13 protein-coding genes are annotated in these 20,374 nt (G+C 66.3%); 8 read left to right on the top strand and 5 right to left on the bottom strand.

Annotated features, from left to right (window positions below; genetic code table 11):
* Window positions 1-7: 7 nt before the first annotated feature.
* From pglX to ACZ6S4_RS20185, 4 genes are all read right to left on the bottom strand, one after another.
* Window positions 8-3,514: a BREX-2 system adenine-specific DNA-methyltransferase PglX gene (gene pglX, locus ACZ6S4_RS20170; protein ID WP_465476410.1), complete on the bottom strand. Its 3,507-nt coding sequence runs from the start codon at window positions 3,512-3,514 to the stop codon at window positions 8-10.
* Window positions 3,511-7,638 carry a BREX system serine/threonine kinase PglW gene (gene pglW / locus ACZ6S4_RS20175; RefSeq protein ID WP_465476411.1) on the bottom strand — a complete coding sequence of 1,376 codons (4,128 nt, stop codon included), beginning with the start codon at window positions 7,636-7,638 and terminating at the stop codon, window positions 3,511-3,513. The genes pglX and pglW overlap by 4 nt, the downstream gene beginning before the upstream one ends.
* 197 nt (window positions 7,639-7,835) lie before the next feature.
* Window positions 7,836-8,669 carry a hypothetical protein gene (locus tag ACZ6S4_RS20180; RefSeq protein ID WP_465476412.1) on the bottom strand — a complete coding sequence of 278 codons (834 nt, stop codon included), beginning with the start codon at window positions 8,667-8,669 and terminating at the stop codon, window positions 7,836-7,838.
* Window positions 8,670-8,898: 229 nt separating this feature from the next.
* The gene (locus tag ACZ6S4_RS20185) at window positions 8,899-9,744 is read right to left on the bottom strand and encodes a replication-relaxation family protein (protein WP_465476413.1); all 846 of its coding nucleotides are present in this window, start codon (window positions 9,742-9,744) and stop codon (window positions 8,899-8,901) included.
* A 1,014-nt stretch (window positions 9,745-10,758) separates the two neighbouring features.
* Here ACZ6S4_RS20185 and ACZ6S4_RS20190 point away from each other — a divergent pair.
* The 6 genes from ACZ6S4_RS20190 to ACZ6S4_RS20215 all read left to right on the top strand — a co-directional run bounded on the left by ACZ6S4_RS20190 (window position 10,759) and on the right by ACZ6S4_RS20215 (window position 17,712).
* Window positions 10,759-11,088, top strand: a complete 330-nt coding sequence (locus ACZ6S4_RS20190) for a DNA-binding protein (protein WP_465476414.1) — start codon at window positions 10,759-10,761, stop codon at window positions 11,086-11,088.
* Entirely contained in the window at window positions 11,088-12,542 is a 1,455-nt protein-coding gene (locus ACZ6S4_RS20195; RefSeq protein WP_465476638.1) for a tyrosine-type recombinase/integrase, read from the top strand. The genes ACZ6S4_RS20190 and ACZ6S4_RS20195 overlap by 1 nt, the downstream gene beginning before the upstream one ends.
* A gap of 411 nt (window positions 12,543-12,953) precedes the next feature.
* Window positions 12,954-13,808, top strand: coding sequence for a hypothetical protein (locus tag ACZ6S4_RS20200; protein WP_465476415.1), 855 nt, complete (start codon window positions 12,954-12,956; stop codon window positions 13,806-13,808).
* Between the two features lie 249 nt (window positions 13,809-14,057).
* The gene (locus ACZ6S4_RS20205; protein ID WP_465476416.1) at window positions 14,058-15,191 is read left to right on the top strand and encodes a hypothetical protein; all 1,134 of its coding nucleotides are present in this window, start codon (window positions 14,058-14,060) and stop codon (window positions 15,189-15,191) included.
* A 45-nt stretch (window positions 15,192-15,236) separates the two neighbouring features.
* Window positions 15,237-15,986 (top strand): DUF7662 domain-containing protein, encoded by a 750-nt coding sequence (locus ACZ6S4_RS20210; protein ID WP_465476417.1) that lies wholly within the window; start codon window positions 15,237-15,239, stop codon window positions 15,984-15,986.
* A 349-nt stretch (window positions 15,987-16,335) separates the two neighbouring features.
* On the top strand, window positions 16,336-17,712 hold the full coding sequence (locus ACZ6S4_RS20215; protein WP_465476418.1) for a helix-turn-helix domain-containing protein: 1,377 nt from the start codon (window positions 16,336-16,338) through the stop codon (window positions 17,710-17,712).
* On the opposite strand, the gene ACZ6S4_RS20220 is transcribed toward ACZ6S4_RS20215, so the two are convergent.
* Window positions 17,709-18,272 (bottom strand): NUDIX hydrolase, encoded by a 564-nt coding sequence (locus tag ACZ6S4_RS20220; RefSeq protein ID WP_465476419.1) that lies wholly within the window; start codon window positions 18,270-18,272, stop codon window positions 17,709-17,711. The genes ACZ6S4_RS20215 and ACZ6S4_RS20220 overlap by 4 nt on opposite strands.
* 619 nt (window positions 18,273-18,891) lie before the next feature.
* Between ACZ6S4_RS20220 and ACZ6S4_RS20225 the strand changes: the two genes are divergently transcribed.
* The gene (locus ACZ6S4_RS20225; RefSeq protein ID WP_465476420.1) at window positions 18,892-19,842 is read left to right on the top strand and encodes a JmjC domain-containing protein; all 951 of its coding nucleotides are present in this window, start codon (window positions 18,892-18,894) and stop codon (window positions 19,840-19,842) included.
* Window positions 19,843-19,895: 53 nt separating this feature from the next.
* Window positions 19,896-20,372, top strand: coding sequence for a glycine-rich domain-containing protein (locus ACZ6S4_RS20230; protein ID WP_465476421.1), 477 nt, complete (start codon window positions 19,896-19,898; stop codon window positions 20,370-20,372).
* Window positions 20,373-20,374: the final 2 nt, after the last annotated feature.

The raw sequence follows: 20,374 nt of genomic DNA on the forward strand, positions 1-20,374 counted from the left end.
CGGCAGCTCACCGGACAATCGGCTCGAAACGCAGCTTGTCGAGATCCGCACGGTCCGTGCCGAGCGTCGCCAACTCGGTGTCGACGAAGCCGGCAAAGAACTTGGCCGGCGTACCGGGAAAGCCAGGCCGTGGCTCGTCGAACCATTGTTTCAGCCACGGCTCCAACTCCGCCAGACCCGCCAGCAGCGACAGCAGGCCGTCGTCTTTATTCCACCCGGCCACGTTCTTCCGGTCCAGGTAGACGGTGGCGATCGCTTGCGCCTGCGCCAGGTGATCCCACCCGGCCCACCCGAGCAGCAGGCTCGGATCACCATCACGACCCACATTCGGGTACGAGACGAAACGCTCCCTCGGCACGTCGAGCTTTCCCCGGTTACGCCAGTAGCTCGCCTTCAAGAAGTCTCCGGACGCGTACTTCGGCGGCACATCGATCTTGACGGTCTTTCCCGCGTCCTCCTGGCGCTGCAGGTCCCACGTCCGCTCCCACTGCACCCGCTTACGCAGGCCAGCGGGCTTGTATCGCAGCGGCGGCAGATACGGCACATGCTCGTCCGCGACCAGCTTGCCCAGCGTCTTGACCGCATCATGCTGATCCGAACCCACCCATAAATCAAGCACTGACCGGAAGTCCTCGTCATGCCGAACCCGATCGGCCAGCTGCGCCACGGACAGCGGTGCCGGCGCCCCGGCCCACAGCTCCGGCGCTTCTAGTCGGTCGAGCAGCCAACTACGCAGCGCCCCGTCCTGCATCGCCTGCCACCCGTTTGTGGCCCATCGCCGCTTGAATTCGGGCCGCTCGATTAGCCCGATGTTTCGATCCGACCCGATCACCGCGATCCGCTTCTCCACCAACGCCCGATACTCAGGCGACCAATGCGACGGTAGCTCTGTTATTGGATGGAAGTTGTGATTGTGATGGCGGAACCAACTCGTCTCAGTCACGCCTGCATCCGCCTGCCGCGCCATGACGATCGCAAAGGCTCTCTCGGCAGACTGCAATTCCGGGGGATCGTTGAAGGTTAGGTCTTCGGTAAGCCTATACGATCCGTATATCGCCCAGTCGAGTTCTTCTTGGGTGGCAACCATCTGCGCTCGCACAGACTCCCATTTAGCGCGCGCTCTTTCCAACCGCACCCGAGTTGGGACGGCCGCATCGGCGATTGATTTCGGCATAACGTCGGCGAGCCGCTGAGCCAGCGTGTCCAGCTTCCGCCCCAACTCGAGCGGATACGTCGATGGAAGCGGAAATTCCTGCAGCTTCGTCCCAGTGAACTCAAAGCGATGCTCCCACGGCTCGTCCGCGCCCGCTTGCTCGGCGCCGGGACGACCTTTGTTGTGACTGACTTGCTTGAGCCAGAAGCAGGCGGTGGAGCTGTTGAGGACCCCGAGCAGCGCTAAGTAGTCATTTTCGGAACGATCATCTCCTAGGGATATGACTGTCACAGCCTGCGTCATCAATGTCGTAGATGTGCGACGCAGAGCAAAATGGGGAAGTGTAGCCACGAGAGCGAAAGTGAGAAGCTGTGTAGAACGATACCGACGGGGCGTAAAGTTCGAATATTCGTACCAAGGAAGGCCTCGCTCTTCCTGCGTTCCCGATAGCGACTTTCGGATACGCAAGTGTGCACGACTAGGCCAAAGAAGACGCATTTCGGCACTACCGATTTCCCTAGTGAGTCCTGTGTCGTCATAGGGAAATAGGAAATTTGTCTCAGAACTTAATCCGTAATCGCGCAGAGACATGCCCTCAATAACGGGGCGCGTAGACACGCTAGCATGGGTAAATTTTCGAGAGTTGCCGAGGTCGTAGGCATCGTCCTCGCGGGTATTGAGCATGTTTCCAGAATCTTCTTGAAGGTCCTTAAGCAAAGTTGTGGCGATACCTTCGATGTCCGACTTAAGGTCGCTCGCCCCGCCACCCTGGAGGCTCCATGGAAAATTGGCAAAACGGCTTCTCGGAACATCAGCGGAACTTACCCACTCCGAATCTACGCCTGGCCGATCGATAAGTTCAACGATAGAACGCCAAACCAAGCCGTCTCGGGCATCTTTCGGCCTGCCCGGCTCGCCCTTAATTCCCATGACCGTCCGGATGGGTGGCGCATCCCGGGGATCAGCGGCTACATTCCTTCCAACTAGGATGGTCGTCGGCGTCCCGTGCCCCGGAATATATGCTCCTGACGAATCGACAACTTCGAGAAGAGATATCTCTCGGGCAAAAAAGTCGGCAATCAGCTTACGGCCCCACTCGCGTTTCATGAAAGCGTTATCGGTGATCTGCCCAACCCATCCAGACCCAATGCCCGACCGCATGGCCAAATCAAAAAATCTCTTGGCAAATGGTGCAACCAGCCGATATTGCTTGTAACAAACACTGGGATATATCGAACGATAATTTTGACTGAGCGCAGGATCCTTCATTTGAATATATGGCGGATTTCCTACGACGACCGCGTATTGATGCACTCGGAGATAGTCGGCGAGCAGGTCGGCATCCTCGGTGACGTACGCGAAACCCGACCCTCCTTCGAGGACGTCCATCAGGTCGCCCTGATGACGTGACTTCTCACCCCATTCGAGCAGGGAGTCGCCGGTAGCAAGGCGAAGATCGAAGGCTGGAGCGGTTTCCAGGACATTGAGTTCGCAGGCGCTGAGAGCGGCGATCATCAGGCGGAAGCGGGCGATGGCGATCGCGAACGGGTTGATATCCACGCCTGTAACCTGGTCCAGCGCGCGCTGTACCAGCACGCGCACGTCGATGTCCGGCTCGCGCTTCTTCCAGCGGGTGATTAGGCGGTCGAAGGCGCCCAGCAGGAAGTGGCCCGAGCCGCAGGTCGGGTCGATCACCGTTGTGCCGGCCAGGCCGAACTCCTTGTAGGCCGGCTCGAAGGTTCGGTCGAGGATGAACTTTTCCACGAAGTCTGGGGTCTGTAGCAGCGCATACGTTTCCCGGGCATGCACCGACAAGTTTTGGTAGAAGTCGCCGAGGAACCGCGTGTCCAGGCCCGGTGACTCCAACGAGGCGTACCCGTCGCCACGTCGGAAGAAGTCCGAGAGCCTTTCCGCCGCTGGGCCGGAGACGGCGAACCGCCACACCGGGTTGTGCTTGTCGAAGATCTTCGCGGTTGGGCCGAGCCCGGCCATGTACTTGAACGCCTCGCGCAGCCAGTGCCGGTCGTTGTGTAGCGAGTTCGCGATCAAATAGCCCTGTCGTTCCTGCACCGCCCGCTCGGCCGGCGCTGCCTCCGTCGGGCCACCGATCCAGATGCGTTTGATCAAGCCGTTGTCCTCGCAGAAGCGCACGAAGACACAGCCCAGCACCCATGCGACCGAAGCCTGGTCGAGCACGCCTTCCAGCCACGACTCGAACGTTCCCGCCGTGCGCTGTGCCTTCTGGGCCGCATTGTGCTCGACCTTGAGTGAGGACCGCAACTCCTCGTCCGCCGCGACCTGCTCTCGCAGGTCGTCGACCAGGTGCTTTACCTGGCCTTGCAGCGCCTTGAGCTCGATCATCCAGCGGTCCTTTCACCAACACGGTCGATCCACGGGGTCGGCAGCCACAACGACTGACTTGCCGGGGAGGTCAACGGAATCTGTTCGTCGTCGAGCATGGCCGGTTCCACCCGCCGGGCCGCGACCAGCAACAACCGGGCTGCTGGGCGCGGACGGGTCGGATCGGCGAGTCGTTGCAGGAGCTGCATCTGGCCGTAACGAGCTAGCGGAACGGCTTCAGTGATCAGCACCGGCCGGTCGGTGGTTAGCGCTTTCTCCAGCGCCGGCACGACATCGCGCTGCACCATGACCAGCAAGGCGCGGAAGTTCGGGTCGGTGGGCGTGCCGGTGTCCGCCGAGACGATGGTCTCCCAGGCGAACTTCGCCTCTCGGAGGCGCTCGATCAGCAGCGCGGTCACGTTGACCTCGGTGAGGTCCAGCCGATCGAGCAGGGTGCGGCGTGCGTGCGCAAGCTGGCGCAGCGATGCCAGCACCGCGAGGTAGCCGCGCTTCTCGAGGGTGTTGGCGAGCTTCGCGTCGGCGTCGGCAACTGCGGAGGGGCCGGCGAGCGGCGTCGCGCTGCTCATCATCCGGGTGCTGGTGTAGCGGCTGCCGGGCGTCGCCGACCCGTACTGCTGGGTGGCTGCGTCCCAATTGAGCGGCACGTCGCAGTCACGCAACAGATTGTCCAGGGCCGGCCGGCCGGGAAGCGGCGCCGCATGCGGGAAACGGGCACGGACCCGGTCGTGCAGGGCTTCCACGGTGAGTCGCTGGCCGATCAGGCTGCCCACGGCCAGGCGCAGCGCCCGTTCCGCGGCCATGCCGACCGGGTAGAGCTGGCCTTGTGCGTTGACGTCGGCGACGCCGTGCGTGGCTGCGGCAGCGAGCTGCAGCAGGCGCTGGTCGCTGAGGGCGGGCATGCCCTCCTGCGTGATGGCGCGCAACCGCTCGACCGCGCGCTGCCGGGTGGGCAGCGGCTCCTGCGTGGCGAGTTCGGCCGCGACCTTGCCGAGCTGAACGGCGTACGCGAGAAGGTCCGCCGCTGTGGTGTCCGACGTCGGGTCTTCGGGTTCGCGGCCGACGAGCACCGTGTCGGAGACACGGAAGCGGTGGATGGCGACGCGGGCGTCGCCGCCGCGTTCCAATTCTGCTTCGACTGCAGCCCGGACCAGCCCGATCGCCTGCGCGGTGCGCTTCGGCTCGCTGGTGTAGGAACCGCGGGACACGATCAGTGCCTCGGCGATCTCCTCGGCCGACATGACCAGTCCGCGGGCGTCGAGCAGGGCGGCGATCTCGTCGCGGACCCGGGCCAGTGCGGCGCTTCCGAGCCAGGTCTTGGCGTGCTTGCGGATGAGCGTGGAGACCTGGGACTGGTTCTGGCCAATCGCGGTACCGGCTTCGGTCTGTGGCAGCCAGCGCAGGTACTGGTTGTCCGGGGTGGGTGTCTGCCCGAGCAGCATGGCCAGCGGTGCGTGATCCTTGGACCGCTTGGTCGGCAGCAGGGTCTCGCTGACCGCCTCGATGCCGTACGGCAGGGATCCTTCCTCGGTTTCGGGCGTCGGGGCGCCGCCGAGTTCGCCGCGGAGTTCGCGGACCCGGGCGAGAATCTCCTTGCGGGTGGCGTCGGGTACACCCTTGGCTCGGGTTAGGGCCGAGGGCTCGTAGTCCAGCAGCTCGCCGACGGTGGCAACGCCGAGCCGGTGTAGTGCCGACAGGGCGCGCGCGGTGAAGCCGACCGCCTCGAGGGCCGACTGGCGGGACAGGGGCTCGGGCACGGGAGGCACTTCGCCCGGTCCGGCCCGGGACGGTTCCGGGATCTGGTAGAAAATCATCCGCCAGGCGTCGGCCATCTGCTCGGCGGTGTCGAACCGGTCGCGCACGTCCCGGGCGAGCGCCTTGGCGAAGAAGGTGACGAGCCGGTCGGCGACGGCGAGCTCGAACATCGCCGGGTCGAGCGTCACCTCTTCCTTGACCGTCGCGGGGTTCGCGCCGTCACCCCAACGGGGCAACATGCCGGTGGCCATCTCGAAGAGCGTGACGGCGGCGGAGAACCGGTCCGCGGCAGCGTCGTAGCGCATCCGGCGCGGGGGGCCGAGGAACGGGTCGAGGTAATGCGGAGTGCCGGCGGTGATCTGATCGGCAGGAGTGGCCGCCAGGGAGAAGTCGAAAATGCACAGGTGGGGCTGGCGGTCGCTGGGGCGTGGCCGGGCGGCAAGGTTCGCCGGTTTAATGTCGCGGTGCCAGACCCCCTCGCCCTCCAGGAAGGTGACGATGTCGAACAGGTCACGGCCGTAGCGTTCGAGCAGGTCAAGGGCGAGGCGACGGCCGCCCTCCAGGTCCTGGGCCAGGGTCCGCTCGCCGGCGTTCTCCAGCACCAGCGTGGTCCGGCCGCCGACGGTGACCGGGTCGTCGAGCAGCGCGGCAACCTGCCAGTGCTTGTGCATCCGCTGCAGGACGGTGGCCTCGGTGGCGAGACGCTCGGCGTACTGCTCGTCCCGGGCGACCTTGAGGACCACCTCCCGCTTGCTGTCCTTGTTCTGTTCGGTGACCAGCAGTGCGGTCGCGGTCGCGCCCGTACCCAGGCGGCTCAGCACCACCCGGCCGCCCTCCAGCACGTCACCCTTGTGCGCCTGGAGCGGATCGATGAGCACTTCGGGCTCGGGCGCGGTCAGCGCCTCCCAGACCTGCTCGATCTGCTCGCGGAACTCTGTCACGCTGGGCAGGCGGTGACTCGGGTCGCCGAAGGTCGCGTCGTAGACCAGGAGCGCCAGGGAACCGGGAATGCCGTCGACCGCCGCCGACAGATTCAGGCCGCCGTCGCTCACGGCGGCAACCAACTCCTCCGGCGTCTCCGCCGGCGGGCGACCGGTGAAGATCCGGTACGCGATGGCGCCGAGCGAGAACACATCGAGCGGGATGCCCGGTACGTCGATCCGGTGCGCAGCCTCCGGAGCCTGGTAGCGGCGTACCTCATCGTCGAAGAGCAGCTCCAGGCCGGCGCCGTCGGTGGAGCCGATCCGGGTGCTGCGGGTGGCGTCGGCCAGCCGGCCGCCGGCCTGCCACTCGGTCACCAGCAGTTGCGGCCGGGGCCCCTCCGGGTCGCGCACGTAAACGGCCTGGGGGTTGAGGGCGCGGTGCGCCAGGCGGCGGCTGTGCGCGTACGCGATGATCTCGGCCAGGTCGCCGACGAGCTGTAGCCGTTGCGCCATGGTCATGGTGGCCTCGTGCTGCAGCAGCCACTGGTCCAGGCGTACGGAATCGGGATCGTGGTTGAAGATCACCGCCGGCCCGAAGCTGTGGTCGGTCAGGTCGAGGGCCTGGGAGACGCCGGGGTGCTGGATGCCCTGCAATAGCCGAAACTCGCGCTCGGCCGCCCGCTTGATGATCGGCACGTCCTCGGTGGCCGCCCGGCTGGTCAAGTAGATGCGGACCCGGCGGGTGACGTTCTGATCGATGACGTGCTTGCCGAGGAAGTCCTGCCAGCCGATGCCCTCGGCAAACGGCTTGCCGAAGAGCAGCAGTTGGCCGATCTTCCGATCGGCGACCGACGGACGGATCTTGGTGCCTCGGACCAGGTCGATGACCTGTTGACCGTGCTGAGGGTCAATCGCGTGCCCGGGTCTGGGGCGCTCCATCAGCAACTGGCGGAGGCTCGGCAGCCCGGACTCAGGATGGTTGTCGAGACCGTAGATGTGCTGGGCGCCGATCGGGTCCAGCCGGGAGCGCAGGGCGCGGGCGTGCAGGAAGACGGCAGCGCCGACGTACGGCGCAAGATGTTCCTTGCCCTGCTGCTTGGCGTAGTACCGGATCAGGCTCGCCAGCCGCTTGGCCTTGCGGTTCGCCAGGATCAGCGGGTTGTCCCACGGTTCCAGGCGGCGGCCCGGCATCCGACGCACCCACTGGGTGCCGCCGCCCTCGATCTCGCCCTGCCAGTGCTTGAGTTCGAGGACGTAGAGTGCGCTGCGGGTCAGGACAAGGGCGTCGACTTCGTTGAGCGAACCGTCAGTGCCGATGAACTCGACGTTGGCCCAGACGTGGAACGGATCGTGATCGGGCAGGTAGGAAGCCAGCTCGCGCAGGCCGTCCTTCTCCCATTCGTAGCTACTGGGGTTGATCTCTTCCCAACGCGGTGAATCCTGTCGCACCACAGCCCCCATCCGCCCCGACGACGCGTAACCGCGACGTCACGCCAAGGGCACAAGGCTAGCGTCAGTCCCGACCTTGGCCGCGGGTAACCGTATCGGGGAAGCGGACGGCTCCACTGCGCAGCCACGCCGCCGTCCGGACAAGACGGCGCGTTCGTCGAAGTGGCCTCACCCGATCGTAGGACCCCATCTATGTGTCACCAGGACGGGCTGGGAGGCACCGTCGAGAGCACTTCTAAGAGCCGCGACTCGCTCGCCGATTCCGATTCTTCTTCGTCGAGGGGCAATTCCTGGACCACCCGCTCGGCGGAGCTGGCGCTCTCCCATGCCTTCTGAACGTCGGCGGAGTCCTGCCCGCTCCTTCTCCCCACCGCCGAAACCTCGCCTGCTCCACTTTCGGCAAGCAGCACGAGTTCCTTGAACACGTCATCGCTCACGTCCACCCCGTCCCCAGAGCGGAAGTCGATCGTCAGCGCTCCTGGGCGCGGGCGCAGCAAGATTCCCAAGGGGCCGGAGATGTTGCCATTCCGGAGACTCAGGCCTTCCACCCGGAACCGGAACCGATTTACCAGATCAACACCGTGCACCCATTCGTCGAAGGTGGCCTTGGTGTCGACCGGGACGACGTTCCACCTACGATGGCCGTCGAACGCGCGAAGCATGATTCTCAGTCCGGTCGTGAAGTCTTGCTCCGGCATGCCGGCCCGACGCCGCTCGTAGACCACGGCTAGATCGGTCAGCCGGACGACGAAGGTGACGGTCCGCCCGCGGAGCACTGCCTCGTGTTTGAAGTCCTCGACGCCCGGGTCGTACAGGTCGGTGTCTTCCTTCGTCTCCCAGCCCAGGCGAGCCACCACGTGGTCGCTTTCCGATCGCACACCACCGATCCGCCAGATGCGTGATCGCGCCAGGTGCTTCCGGCCCGGGACGAGGATCGCCCGGACCGACTCGGGCGGGCTGGGGAAGAGGGTAGGCGGCTCCGGCGGCATGATTCGCGCCCGAGCGAGCCTGCTGACCGAGCCTGCACCCATAGATCGAAGATAATCGAAAGTAGTCGATCAACTACCGCCAGTCATTGTCAGATCTTGGACGATCCTCGTCGGAACAACGAACTGCACCATAAGCGGCATTCTGCGCGTGAACCGGTGTCATGCGCGATCTCTGACCCGTTCAGTCAGTCGGTGCCGTCCGGTTCGCTGGCGTCGTGGTGCTTGCTTCTGGGGTTCTTCAAATTTGAGAAGCGTCGGCGTTTGAGGTCAGTTAGGCGAGGTCGCCCAACGTTGTGCGATGTTCGCCGTGGCCGGCGACCATCCACACCGGCCCCGCTGGGGAGAACTCTCCGGCGGCGGCGTGGTCGCGGGCACCTGTCGCGAGAGGTACGGGCAGCGGCAGGTCAGCCAGTCGGGCTCGGAGGTTGCGCTCGCGGGCGGCGGAGTGCAGCCAGTACAGCACCGGCCACGCGCGGCGGAGTTCGACGAACAGTTCGCGGTAGCCGGCGAGCTTGGTGATCAGCACGCTGAGCTGTTCGGTGCCGGTGTCGTATTCGAGGAAGAACGGTACGACGTCAGTGCCGTCGCGCCAGATGCCGTAGCCGTCGGGGCGTATGCGTGGCTGGTAGGCGAGCAGCAGGGCGGGGTCGTCCGGGCGGGCGAAGGTGCCGGGGCGTTGGCACGTCGACTCGGGCAGCCACTGCATCAGCCGCGCGCTCGGATGAGTGCGGGCGTAGCCGGCGAGGTCGGTGAAGAACTTGTTGACGCCGAGGCGGTGGTCGAGCGTGCGGGTAGCGGTCCAGCGGCGGCGTTCGAGGCGGGCGTGGTCGCGGCGTGGGGGCCGCTCGTCGCGGGATGCGGCGACGACTTCGGCGCCGAGCTGGTCGATGAGGTAGTGGTACGGGTACGAGCCGCCGTCGGCGCGTTGGGGGCGGAAGCGGCCGATCAGGCGCAGCCGGTAGAGGGTGCGTAGCCGTCTCTGGCAGAAGTCCAGGGACGGGAACAGCGCGTCGGCGATGTGGAAGGTCGTCAGGACGCCGTGGTCGTAGAGCCAGCTGAGCAGGGTGCGGTCGCGGTCGGTGAGCTGCGACTGGACGCGGAGGACGGGGTCATCCATGGCGTACCCCTGGGGGAGAGACCCGTAGACGTAGAGGGTCTGTCGGAGTAGTAGCGGCGGATGGCGACAGGCCGTCTGGCCTGCACTGTGAGGTGAGGGTTGGGGTCGGTTCGGGGGTCCGGTTGAAGACTGACGTCAACGCTGACGGTAAGAACGACGTCAACGTTGACTCCGAGACCGTTACGAGAGAGCCGGATACGGGAGCCACACGCATCTCCTATAGATCATCAAGGTCGGGTGAGCAGAATCGGCTGGATGGCGGGGAGGATTGCTACGCGGCGGAGCGGCCGGGGGACTACCGCATTCGGAGTCGACACCGAGGTCGGCCGATCGGTGCGCGACGTTGACTCGACTCCGCCGATGCGAGCGCCGACGTCGCCGGCAGCTCCCCGACCCCCGGTCTGGTCGCTGGATCGGTCGCTTCTCCCACCCTCGAAACGGCGCTTGTCAGCTCTGGCGAACACCTGCCGTTCTCACAGAGGTCTGGCAACGTCTCACAGATTTCTGACGGTGCAGCTCAGAAGGCATATGCCGGTGCGGCGGACACTGCAGCCCGCGACGGCGGCTCGTCCGGCGGGATCTAACAGGACGGGTGTGAGGTGGAAACCTCGGAGGTTTGGCGCCGGGCACCGGTCACGTCGCGCCGCGGGCCGGTATGTCGGGCGCCGATCGGCGTGTCACTTGGACACGACGAACACAGGCTTCAGCGTCGTCGGTCTGGACAGTTCGCGCGGACCGCCGGCGCCGGTGTTCTTCGTCAAGGCCCTGTCAGGCTGGCGGATCTGACAAGAGGCCCGAGACGTCGTCCGTGGCCTGGCGCCGGGGCGGCTGTCAGACTCGCCGGCCGAAGCGATCTTCGTGACGAACAAGGCGTTGAGCTGCGCTGTCAGAAATCTGTGAGATCGGCAGGTGTTCGCCAGAGCTGACAAACGCCGGTTTGAGGGTGCCTGCGCACCACCCCTACGGGGCAGGTGCGCGGATCCGACCGTCTCTCGTGACAGGAGCGCCCTCGCCGTGAACACCGACAACATCACCAAGGACAACGGCGGCGTCTGGACCGAGGCGCGTATCCGCGCTCTCGGCGCCGTCACCGACCTGCCGACCGCCGGGCGCATCTTCGGGCTCGGCCGGTCGCTCGCGTACGAACTCGCCAAGAACGACGACTTCCCGGTCCCGTTGCTGCGCATGGGCAGCCGCTACCGCGTACCCGTCGCCGGGATCCTCACCGCCCTTGGCATCCCCGCGGCCGGCGACTTGACCCCGGCGGCGGAGTGGAGCGTCGATCAGCTGGGCGCAGTCAGAAGCACGGCCGCCCGCGACCACACCGACCGGGGAGAACCGTGATCAGCGAAGGATCGATCACCAAACGCTGCACCTGCAAGGACCCGACCACGGGTAAACGACTCAACGCCAGTTGCCCGAAGCTGCGCCGGCCGGGCGGCTCGTGGAGCCCCATCCACGGCACCTGGGGCTACCAGCTCGAGTTGCCCACCGCGCCCGGACGCAGCCGTCGGCAATTGCGCCGGAGTGGGCTCGACAGCCGAGACGCCGCCCGCGCCGAGCTTGATCACGCCCGGTCGCTGCTCGCCCTCGCGAGCGGCGACGAACACCTCGCGATGCAGATCGGCGACCTGCTGTACGCCTGCAAGAGCGGCACTCTCCTGCCGGACCGGGACACCGTCGCCGCCCGGGTGCGCGCCGGTGTGGCCGCCATGACTCCGACGACGACCGGCGAGTACCTCACCACCTGGCTCGCCGGGCGGCGCGGGCTGTCACCGAAGACCGTGCGCGGATACGGCGACCATCTCCGCGCTTACCTCATCCCGCACCTCGGCGACATTCCGCTGCAGAACCTGCGGACCAGCCACATCCAAGCCATGTTCACCGCGCTCGACACCCGCAACGAAGAGATCCGCGCCGGACGGGCGAGCGACGATCCGATCGTGCGGATGAAGTTCCGCGGTGTTCGGCCGTTGAAGGCGGCCAGCATGCGGCGGCTGTACGCGACGCTGCGGGTGGCGCTCAACGACGCCGTACGCCGAGGGAAGCTCATCCCGGCCAACCCGGCGCTCGGTGTGGAGCTCGAGGCCGGTAGCCGGCCGAAGGCGCGGGTGTGGACGCCGAAGGCGATCGAGTGGTGGCAGGCGAGTGGGGAACGGCCGAGCCCGGTGATGGTGTGGCGGCCCGAACAGGCCGGGCAGTTCCTCGACTACGCCCAGCGGCACGACCCCGTGCTGTACCCGCTCTTCGCGCTCATCCTGCATCGGGCGCTGCGGCGCGGGGAAGCGTGCGGGTTACGCGACCACGACGTCGACCTCGGCGAGGCCTACCTGACCGTGGTCCAGCAGATCACCACCGTCGGCTACACCCCGGTCGTACGGAAGGTGAAGAGCGACGCCGGGGACCGGGTCATCCCGCTCGGACCGACGACCGTCGCGCTGCTCGCCGAGTACCAGAAGATGCGGCAGGAATGGCAGAAGGCCAGCGGGGACGCGTGGCCGAACACCGGGTTCTTTTTTGTCCGGCCAGATGGGCAGCCGTGGCATCCCCAGATCGTCAGCGACCGCTTCGACTACCTCGTCACCGCGAGCGGCCTGCCGCCAGTGCGGCTGCACGACCTGCGCCATTGTGCCGCCACGTACCTCCGGCACGGCGGCGCCGACATGAAAGAGATCCAGGAGGTGCTGGGGCACTCCACGATCGGGCTCACCTCGGACACGTACACCTCGGTGATCCTCGAACTACGCCGACCGAACGCGGATGCTGCCGCGAACCTCATTCCCCGCAGGGCGGGATGAGTCCTGAGCTCGGTTCTGCTGGCGGTGCCTTTGCCACGACCGAGCGGACGCGGCCATCCCCTATTTCCAGGAGCCCGGTCCGCATTCCTGATCTCTGATCACATCCTGGCCAGACCGCGGCAAAGGTGTCCACCGAGCGCGCAGGGGCGGTCCGGGCATTGCGGGGGAAGCCGGGAGCGCTTACGGTGACCGAGGGACAGCGGTCCGTTCGCATCCCTACAGCTGACTCACCGAGCTTCGGCTCGCCGCTTCCTCTCGCGGAGCCCGTCGCGGCCGTCGTGCCGAGGGCTGAAGACCCCGCTCGCGGCACTCTCCTCTCCATTTCGACGCATTCGTCTGCATCGACGGATCGCTCGTCTCGCCACCGCGTGCGGCTTCACCGCCGCCGCCCGACGCGAGAGGAACAACACCATGTCACCACACCCGCACGAGGCACCGGAGACCCCCGCTGAAGCCTGGCTCAACCGGACTCTTCCGCTCCGGAAGGGCTTCTGCGCCGAAATCGGCGCGGACCTGCGCAGCCACACTCCCATTCCCGTCGACGTCGCCGACAAGTCGTTCCTCGGGGACCTCATGGAACGTGCGATCGGCCTATCCCTCTGCTGCCAGCCTCCATACCTCAACTTGTTCCGCCTCCTCGGCGACGACCGCGCCGCCCGGCTTCTGCGGCTCGCGGGGTACGACAAGACCTGCGCCGCACCGACACCGACCAACGTCTATCTCGTCTCCTACCGCCTGGCTCAGGTCAATCAGCTCCTGAACGCGCGATGGGGCGGCCGAGTCGATCCGGAAGTCATCGCACGCCTCCTCCGCCGGCATCCGGACGCCCTTCCGCGCCACTGCGGCGAGACGAAGTTCGAACGGCGCGCATTCGACGACCTCTGGGCAAGCTTCAGCGGCGGCTTCCAGACAGCGCTCAGGTCATACGGCAACGCGATCGCCCAGGTACCGCTGCTCGGCGGACAACGACATGCCGACTTCCTGGTCGGCGGAACCGTACTGGAGGTCAAGAGCGGCCGACTTGATCGAGAGGTCTACATCCTCCAGCTGATCAACCAGCTGATCGGATACGCCCTGCTCGCCCATGTCGACGGCCACGCGGTCACCCACGTCGCGGTCTACGCCGTCCGCTACCAGCGACTGCTGCGCTTTCGGATAGAGCCGCTGCTCACTCGGCTCGCGGGCCACCGGCTCGACATGGATGCAGCAAGCGCCGGTTTCGCTGAAGCGGTAGACGGGCGCCGGTACGGGACAACGGCAGCCTGAGCGCCACGCGCCGGGCCACCCAAACGGGAGGTCCGGCGACGCTGCCACAGCGGTGTCCCACATAGGACCGTTTGCCACGGTGCCGGCCGCAAGGCGGCCGGGTGCACGAACGGTCGCTCCACTCTTCGCAACGGTCAAGTCGACCGCCGAGAGCTACGACGGAATAGCATTGATCCAGCAGGCGCATGGAAGAAAGGCGGAGCGCCGCGGCCCGCCGAGAAAGGACCGAAGAAGTGTTACCGTCCGTCGATGACGGTCGTCTGGGGACTCGACCATGCCGGTGCCTGGCAGCCGTTGGCGGCGAGCCCATACGCCGCTGAGAAAGTGCTGCAGGATCTTGTCGCACAGAGCCCGCAGATGTTGCCGTTGGCGGGTTCGCCCCGGCTGACGGTCCTCGGCACTGAGGTGCAGCTCGGGGCGGGGCGGGCCGACATCGTGGCGGTGGAGTCGTCGGGCCGCCTGGTCGTCATCCAGATCAAACTCGCCGACAATCCCGAAGCCCGCCGTGCCGTCGTTTCCCAGATCCTCTCCTACGCCGCCTACCTGCAAGGCCTCGACCCGCAATACCTCCAGTCGGCCACCCTGGCCGTGCACTTGTCACGGCAGGGCAACAGCACGATCTGGGAAGCCGTCCACAACGACGATCAGGAAACCGCGCTCGACGAGGCGGCGTTCGCTGACGGGTTAGCCGCCAGCCTCTCCGCGGGCGCCTTCCGGCTGGTCATCGTCCTCGATCAGGTGCCGGACGAGTTGGTCCAGCTCGTCGGCTATCTCGAACTGGTGACCGACAAGGTCATCATCGATCTGCTGACGATCTCGTCGTACGAGGTCGGCTCGTCGAAGGTCCTCATACCGCAACGGATCGACCCTGGCCGGCGGCAAGCGGAGCTGTCGTCCGCCGAGGCGACAGCACGTCAGGCGAACGCCGTTCAACCCGGGTCGCAGGAGTTCCGCGCAGCCATAGCGGAGGCTCCGAGCGAGTTCCGGCCCTTGCTGGAGCGTCTGCTCACCTGGGCGGAGAGCCTCACCATTTCGCCAATGATCAAGCTTGAGACCTACCGCGGCAAGAACCAGATCACCACGCTGCTACCGAGGATCCGCAGCGACAACGCGGGACTGGTCACCATCTATCTGGATCCGAAGACCGCCTGCATCCAGCTCTGGCCGAGCGTCTTCCAACGGCGAGCGCCGGCCAGCATCCCGGCGGTCAACAGGGAACTGGGCGTCGAAATGGCTGCGGGCCGACGGATTCACGAGGTGTCCGACGGGCTACTCGCGGCACTCACATCCGCGTACGAGGAGGCGGCCGGGGCTCCTCGTACCGTTCCGTCAGGCGAGTCACGCGGTCGAACCACGCCACCGTCCGCCTCGCAGCCAACGTGATCGCCACCAGCACGTGCTCCGCCGATGAAGTCGTGAAGGAAGCACATGGGTAAGTACGACCCTCTCCGAGACCTTCTGGCATCCCGGCAGCTTGACGAGGTCGTCCTCACGTTCGGCGAAGTCGAGAAGGTGGTCGGGCCATTGCCACCCTCCGCCCACGAACACCGCGCTTGGTGGGCGAACGACTCCAAGGTGCAGGCCCAGGCGTGGCGATCGGCGGGATGGCACGTCGCGGCCGTCGACCAGACGATAGGGCGGGTCACCTTCGCCCGAGGGACGGTCGGCGGGGCGTACTTGGCCACCCGCAAGGTCGAACCGGCCACCGAAGGCACGCCAAGGACGCGGGGAGAGGCCAATCAGCAGAACCTCGGCTCCGACATGACCGAGGAGGCCGTGCAGGGCCGCCTCGTCGCGTACCTGGTCAAAGAGGGCTGGCGAATCCTCCGAGTAGCCCACACTGCCACCCGTGAACGAGGGACGGACGTGCTGGCAACCCGCCATGAGCGCACCCTCGCCGTCGAGGTCAAGGGATACCCCAGCCTGACCTACGCGGACCCCCGCCGAGCCGGCGAACTCAAGCCCACCCAGCCCGCCACGCAGGCAAGGCACTGGTACGCCCAGGCCGTACTCAAGTGCATGCTCATCCGCGACGAACAGCCAGACCTCGACGCCGCGATCGCCCTTCCCGACGTGCCCACCTACCGCAGCCTCTTCCAGCGCACCAAGACCAGCCTGCACCGGGCTGGAATCGACGTGCTCTTCGTCGCCGGGGACGGCGAAGTCTCTCCGGGCTAGGGAGGCTAGTACGCCTGCACGACCTCCGGCATTGCGCCGCCACGTACCTCCGCCACGGGGGCACCGACATGAAAGAGATCCAGGAGGCCCTCGGCCACTCCACCATCGGTCTCACCTCCGGCATCCTCAAACTACGGCCACCTAACGCCGACGCCGCCGCCAACCTCATCCCCCGCGAAGCGGCTTAACGACAGCCGACAAGACAGGGCCGGGCCGGCAAAGGGTCCGGCCTCTGTCCACCGATCGAAGCCGGTTGAATCCAAGCGGATCCGGTATGGTTCGCGCACGCTACGCGAACCAAAGGAATGCAAAAGCCGATCTTGTCGGCCGAAGCCTGGGGGAGCGATTCATGCCGCGACGGACGGTCGTCGTTGATCCCGATTTCTCGCGAAAGCTCAAGGAGCTGCGCGAACAGCACGCTATATCGCTGCGACGACTCGGCCAGATGATCCACTGCTCACACGGCTATGTATGGGACCTGGAGGCAGGAGCCAAGCGGCCGAGCATGTCGGTAGCGGCGCTGCTCGATGGCGCTCTTCAAGCAGGCGGGCAGCTGTCCGCCATGGTGCGGGAAACGTCAGCCGACAACGGCTTACAGTCTGTCGGCGTCGAATCCGCGGGTCCCGGCGCGCCGACGGGGCTAGAGTTCGCGCCGGATTGGCGGCACGGAATCGATGTCGCCGTGGATCTTTGGCGAGGCGATATGCAGCGACGAGACCTTCTCCGGCGTGTCGGATTCAGCGCGACGGCATTCCTTCCTCCGGCGATGCGGTGGCTGATGGCCTCGTTCGACGAGCAGCCTTCAGGCGTGGGGGAACGACTCATCGGGATCCCGGATGTGGAGACGGTACGGCGGATGACGTCGACGTACCGGACGCTGGACAACCAGTTCGGCGGTGGTCACATCCGCGACAGCCTGGTGCGCTTCCTCGACGGTGACGTCACCGACCTGGTCAATGGGCGCTACGACGCCGCTACAGGGCGCCAGCTGCTGTCCGCAGTGGCTGAGACGACGCAATTGGCCGGTTGGGCGTCTTATGACGCCGGCATGCACGGGCTGGCGCAGCGATATCTCATCCAGGCGCTTCGGCTCGCGGCAGGCGCTGGTGACCGGGCGTTGGGCGCGGAGATCCTGGCGGCCATGAGTCATCAAGCCGCCTATCTGCGTGCCTCGGACGAGGCAGTTGACCTGGCCCGTGCCGCGGGGAGGGCAGCGACGGAGGCAGGCATCGCCGCAATCCAGGCGGAGTCGGCGGTGCTGGAAGCGCAGGGATACGCGGTCGGCGGGAACGAGGCTGCCTGCGCTACTGCGCTGAACAGGGCGGAGAGCCTTTTCGACAAGGCGGACCGGAGCAGCGAGCCGCAGTGGATCGGCTACTTCGACGAGTCGTATCTGGCGGCGAAGTTCGGGCACTGCTTCACGGCTCTGGGCCGGGGTGACCTCGCGCGGCGGTTCGCTACCCGGTCTCTCGACATGGACGGGCGGCAGTACGCCCGAGGCCGTCAGTTCAACCTTGTCCTGCTAGCGGTAGCTCACACACAGACCGGTGAGGTGGAGGAAGCGGCCCGCGTAGGCGTCGAAGCCGTCGACGCGGTCGAAGGGCTGCACTCCTCACGGGCTCGCGACTACCTGTCCGACCTCGCGGACCGACTCTCGAGACATGCCGGCCTTCCCGCGGTGCGTGAGTTCACCGAGCGTGCGGCCCCGATGCTGCAGGCTGCTTAAAGCTTGCCGGTCGCTTTCAGCAGGAGTACGGCGAACAAACCGGCCACGGACCCCGCACCGACAATCGTCCCACTGTGGATGTGCTGCTGGACTTCATCGAGGGGGATCCAGCCGATGCGCTCGGCTTCGTTGATGTCCGGGGCCGCGCCGGTGAAGGCCGCTCCGCGGGCCAAGTAAACGACGTTGTCCTGGTCGATCGTGCCGACCATGGGCTGGTAGGACACCAGCTTCTCCATGCTGCGCGGCCGCCAGCCGGTCTCCTCCTCGACTTCACGGGCGGCGCAGGCCATCGGTTCCTCCGCGGGATCGAGGTAGCCGCCGGGCAGCTCCCACACCCAGCGGCCGAGGATGAAGCGGTGCCGCCACATCATCAGAACGCGCTGCTCGTCGTCGAGGACGATGACCATGGCCGCACCCGGTATCCGAAGGACGTACTGCTCGAAGCGCACGCCGTCGGGTAGTTCCACGTCGGCGATGCTTAGAACCGCTCGGCGCGTGTCATCGATGACGCGTTCTCCGTGAATGGTCCATTCGCTGGCTCGCTTCGGCTCCGCGCTCATGAGCGCACAGTATCCGCAGACCCGCATGGGCGTACTCCGCTGCTGGCCAACGTCGGCTGACTGCGGCTGACGGCTGTCGTCTTCATTTCCGCGTCACCGGACCGTCACGCTCGATCGCAGCGAAAGACGGCGGCCCGTGCGGTTCGGCTGCCTGACGAGTAACACCGGCGATGACTCCCCCGCCGCTACGTGAGCAGTTCCTCCGTGGCGGTGGGTGACCGGCCGGCTTCGGCGTTACGGGAGGGCAGCATGGCGGGGAACACGTACTACGCGATGTCGGCCGAGCAACTGCTCAGCCGAGCTCAGGCAATGCTTGACGAGCATGTGACGTCGAGTGCGACGGGGCGTTGTCTGGCGTGTTCTTCGCCGGGACCGTGTTGGCGGCGCGAGAGCGCGGTGGCGATCTTCTCGCAAAGCCTGCGGCTGCCGGTCCGCCAGCCGGGGGCGAGTCGTCCTGAGCTGATCTCGGCCCGTCGGATCTCCCCCTCCGGTCGTGTCGGCCGGGGACTGTTCACGGCGAAGCAGCGATGACCCTGGGCCGAGCCGACACAAGCCGTGCATGCGGCCTCTCACAGGAGCGCGGTCGCCCAATGCCCACCTTCCGTACACCGGAGTTGAAATGTCTCTCTCGATCCTCTTCGACGACGCCACCGTCCGAGACATGATGACCGGCTGGCCGTCCAAGCCGGCGCTTCATAGACCGCCTGACGACAGCCGCCTTCCCCGCGTCGTCAACGCGGAACTCATCAACGATTACCTCCACACCGGCACCGCGCCCGAAGGGCAGGTCATCGTGATCAAGGATGGGGCGGCGCTCCACTCCCGGGCATACACGACGGACGGCTACCTCGACCCGGGCAAGGTCGCGAAATGGCGTGGTCGGGGCTACACCATTCAGCTGCGCAACCTGCACCGCTGGTGTCCGGCAGTACACGCGATCTGCGCGGCGATCCAGGTCGAGACCGGATACGGCACTTACGCCACCGGCTTTGTCACACCGGCGGGCGGGCAAGGGCTGTATCACCACTGGGACCAGAACTTGGGCCTGATCTACCAGCTGGCCGGCCGCAAGGCCTGGCAGATCTGGGAGCCCGGCGTCGAAGAGCCCCATCGCGAGCAATTCGCGTCCAACACCCCGCCCGGAAGCGACGTCCTCCACCGCATGAAGACGACGCGACCGGACTACGAGTTCGTCCTCGGCCCCGGTCAGATCCTCGTGCTGCCGCGCGGCTGGATGCACAACCCCCACGCACGTGGCCAGACGCAGGAGAGCATCCATGTGACCTTCGTGGTCCGCGAGCGCACCGGCTACTGGATCGCCGGAAAACTGGCCCAGGCCGCGCTCACCTCGACTCCGCTACGACGCGTGATCCCACCTGCCGACGTCGTAGATCCGGCCGCGTTCGCTCAGCAGGTCGCCGAGGCACGGGACCTGTTGACGCAGTGGCTGGCCGGCGCCGACGCCCTGGCCGCCGACCTACTCCAGGCCGCACGCACCGAGCCGAACGTCGACTACATCTCCCACGCACCCGGAGAGAACCTCAACGGCAATCACCAGTCGGCTCGTTGATACGGGACTTCCCCGGCGCATCAGGTGCCGGTGCCATACAACCAGGAGGAATCGTGACACTCGCAATCGCCCTGCCGCCAAAGGCCGCCAAGGATCCCCAGGCGCTCGTCGACCCGGAGACCTTCGACAAGCTCGTCGACTTCTTCGCCGCCCGCCAGGAGGTCACCAAGACCTACGCCCGCCGCGCCGTCGGGCAGATGCTGCTCATGCTCAAGGCGCACGCCAACTCCCAGCACGACCCCGACTTCGGCCGTACGCTGCCGGACGGCCGGTCGTACCGGGTCGTCCCGACCGAGCCGGTCGACGCAGCCTGGCACGCATCCCTGCAACACACCGAGCCTTACACCGCCGCCTGCCAGCAGATCGCGGGACACTTCGTCCACCACGTGCCGATCCTGACCGAAGGCATGGCGGACGGCTCCTCGCTGGAGTACACCCGCCAGGCCCTGAAGGCGACCGGCTACTACATCGACCCCGAGTTCTGGGACGGCGAGGCGAACTCCTGCTGCCCTCCCAACCCGGGAATCTGAAG

The organism is Actinoplanes sp. NPDC051405, from assembly GCF_055586185.1.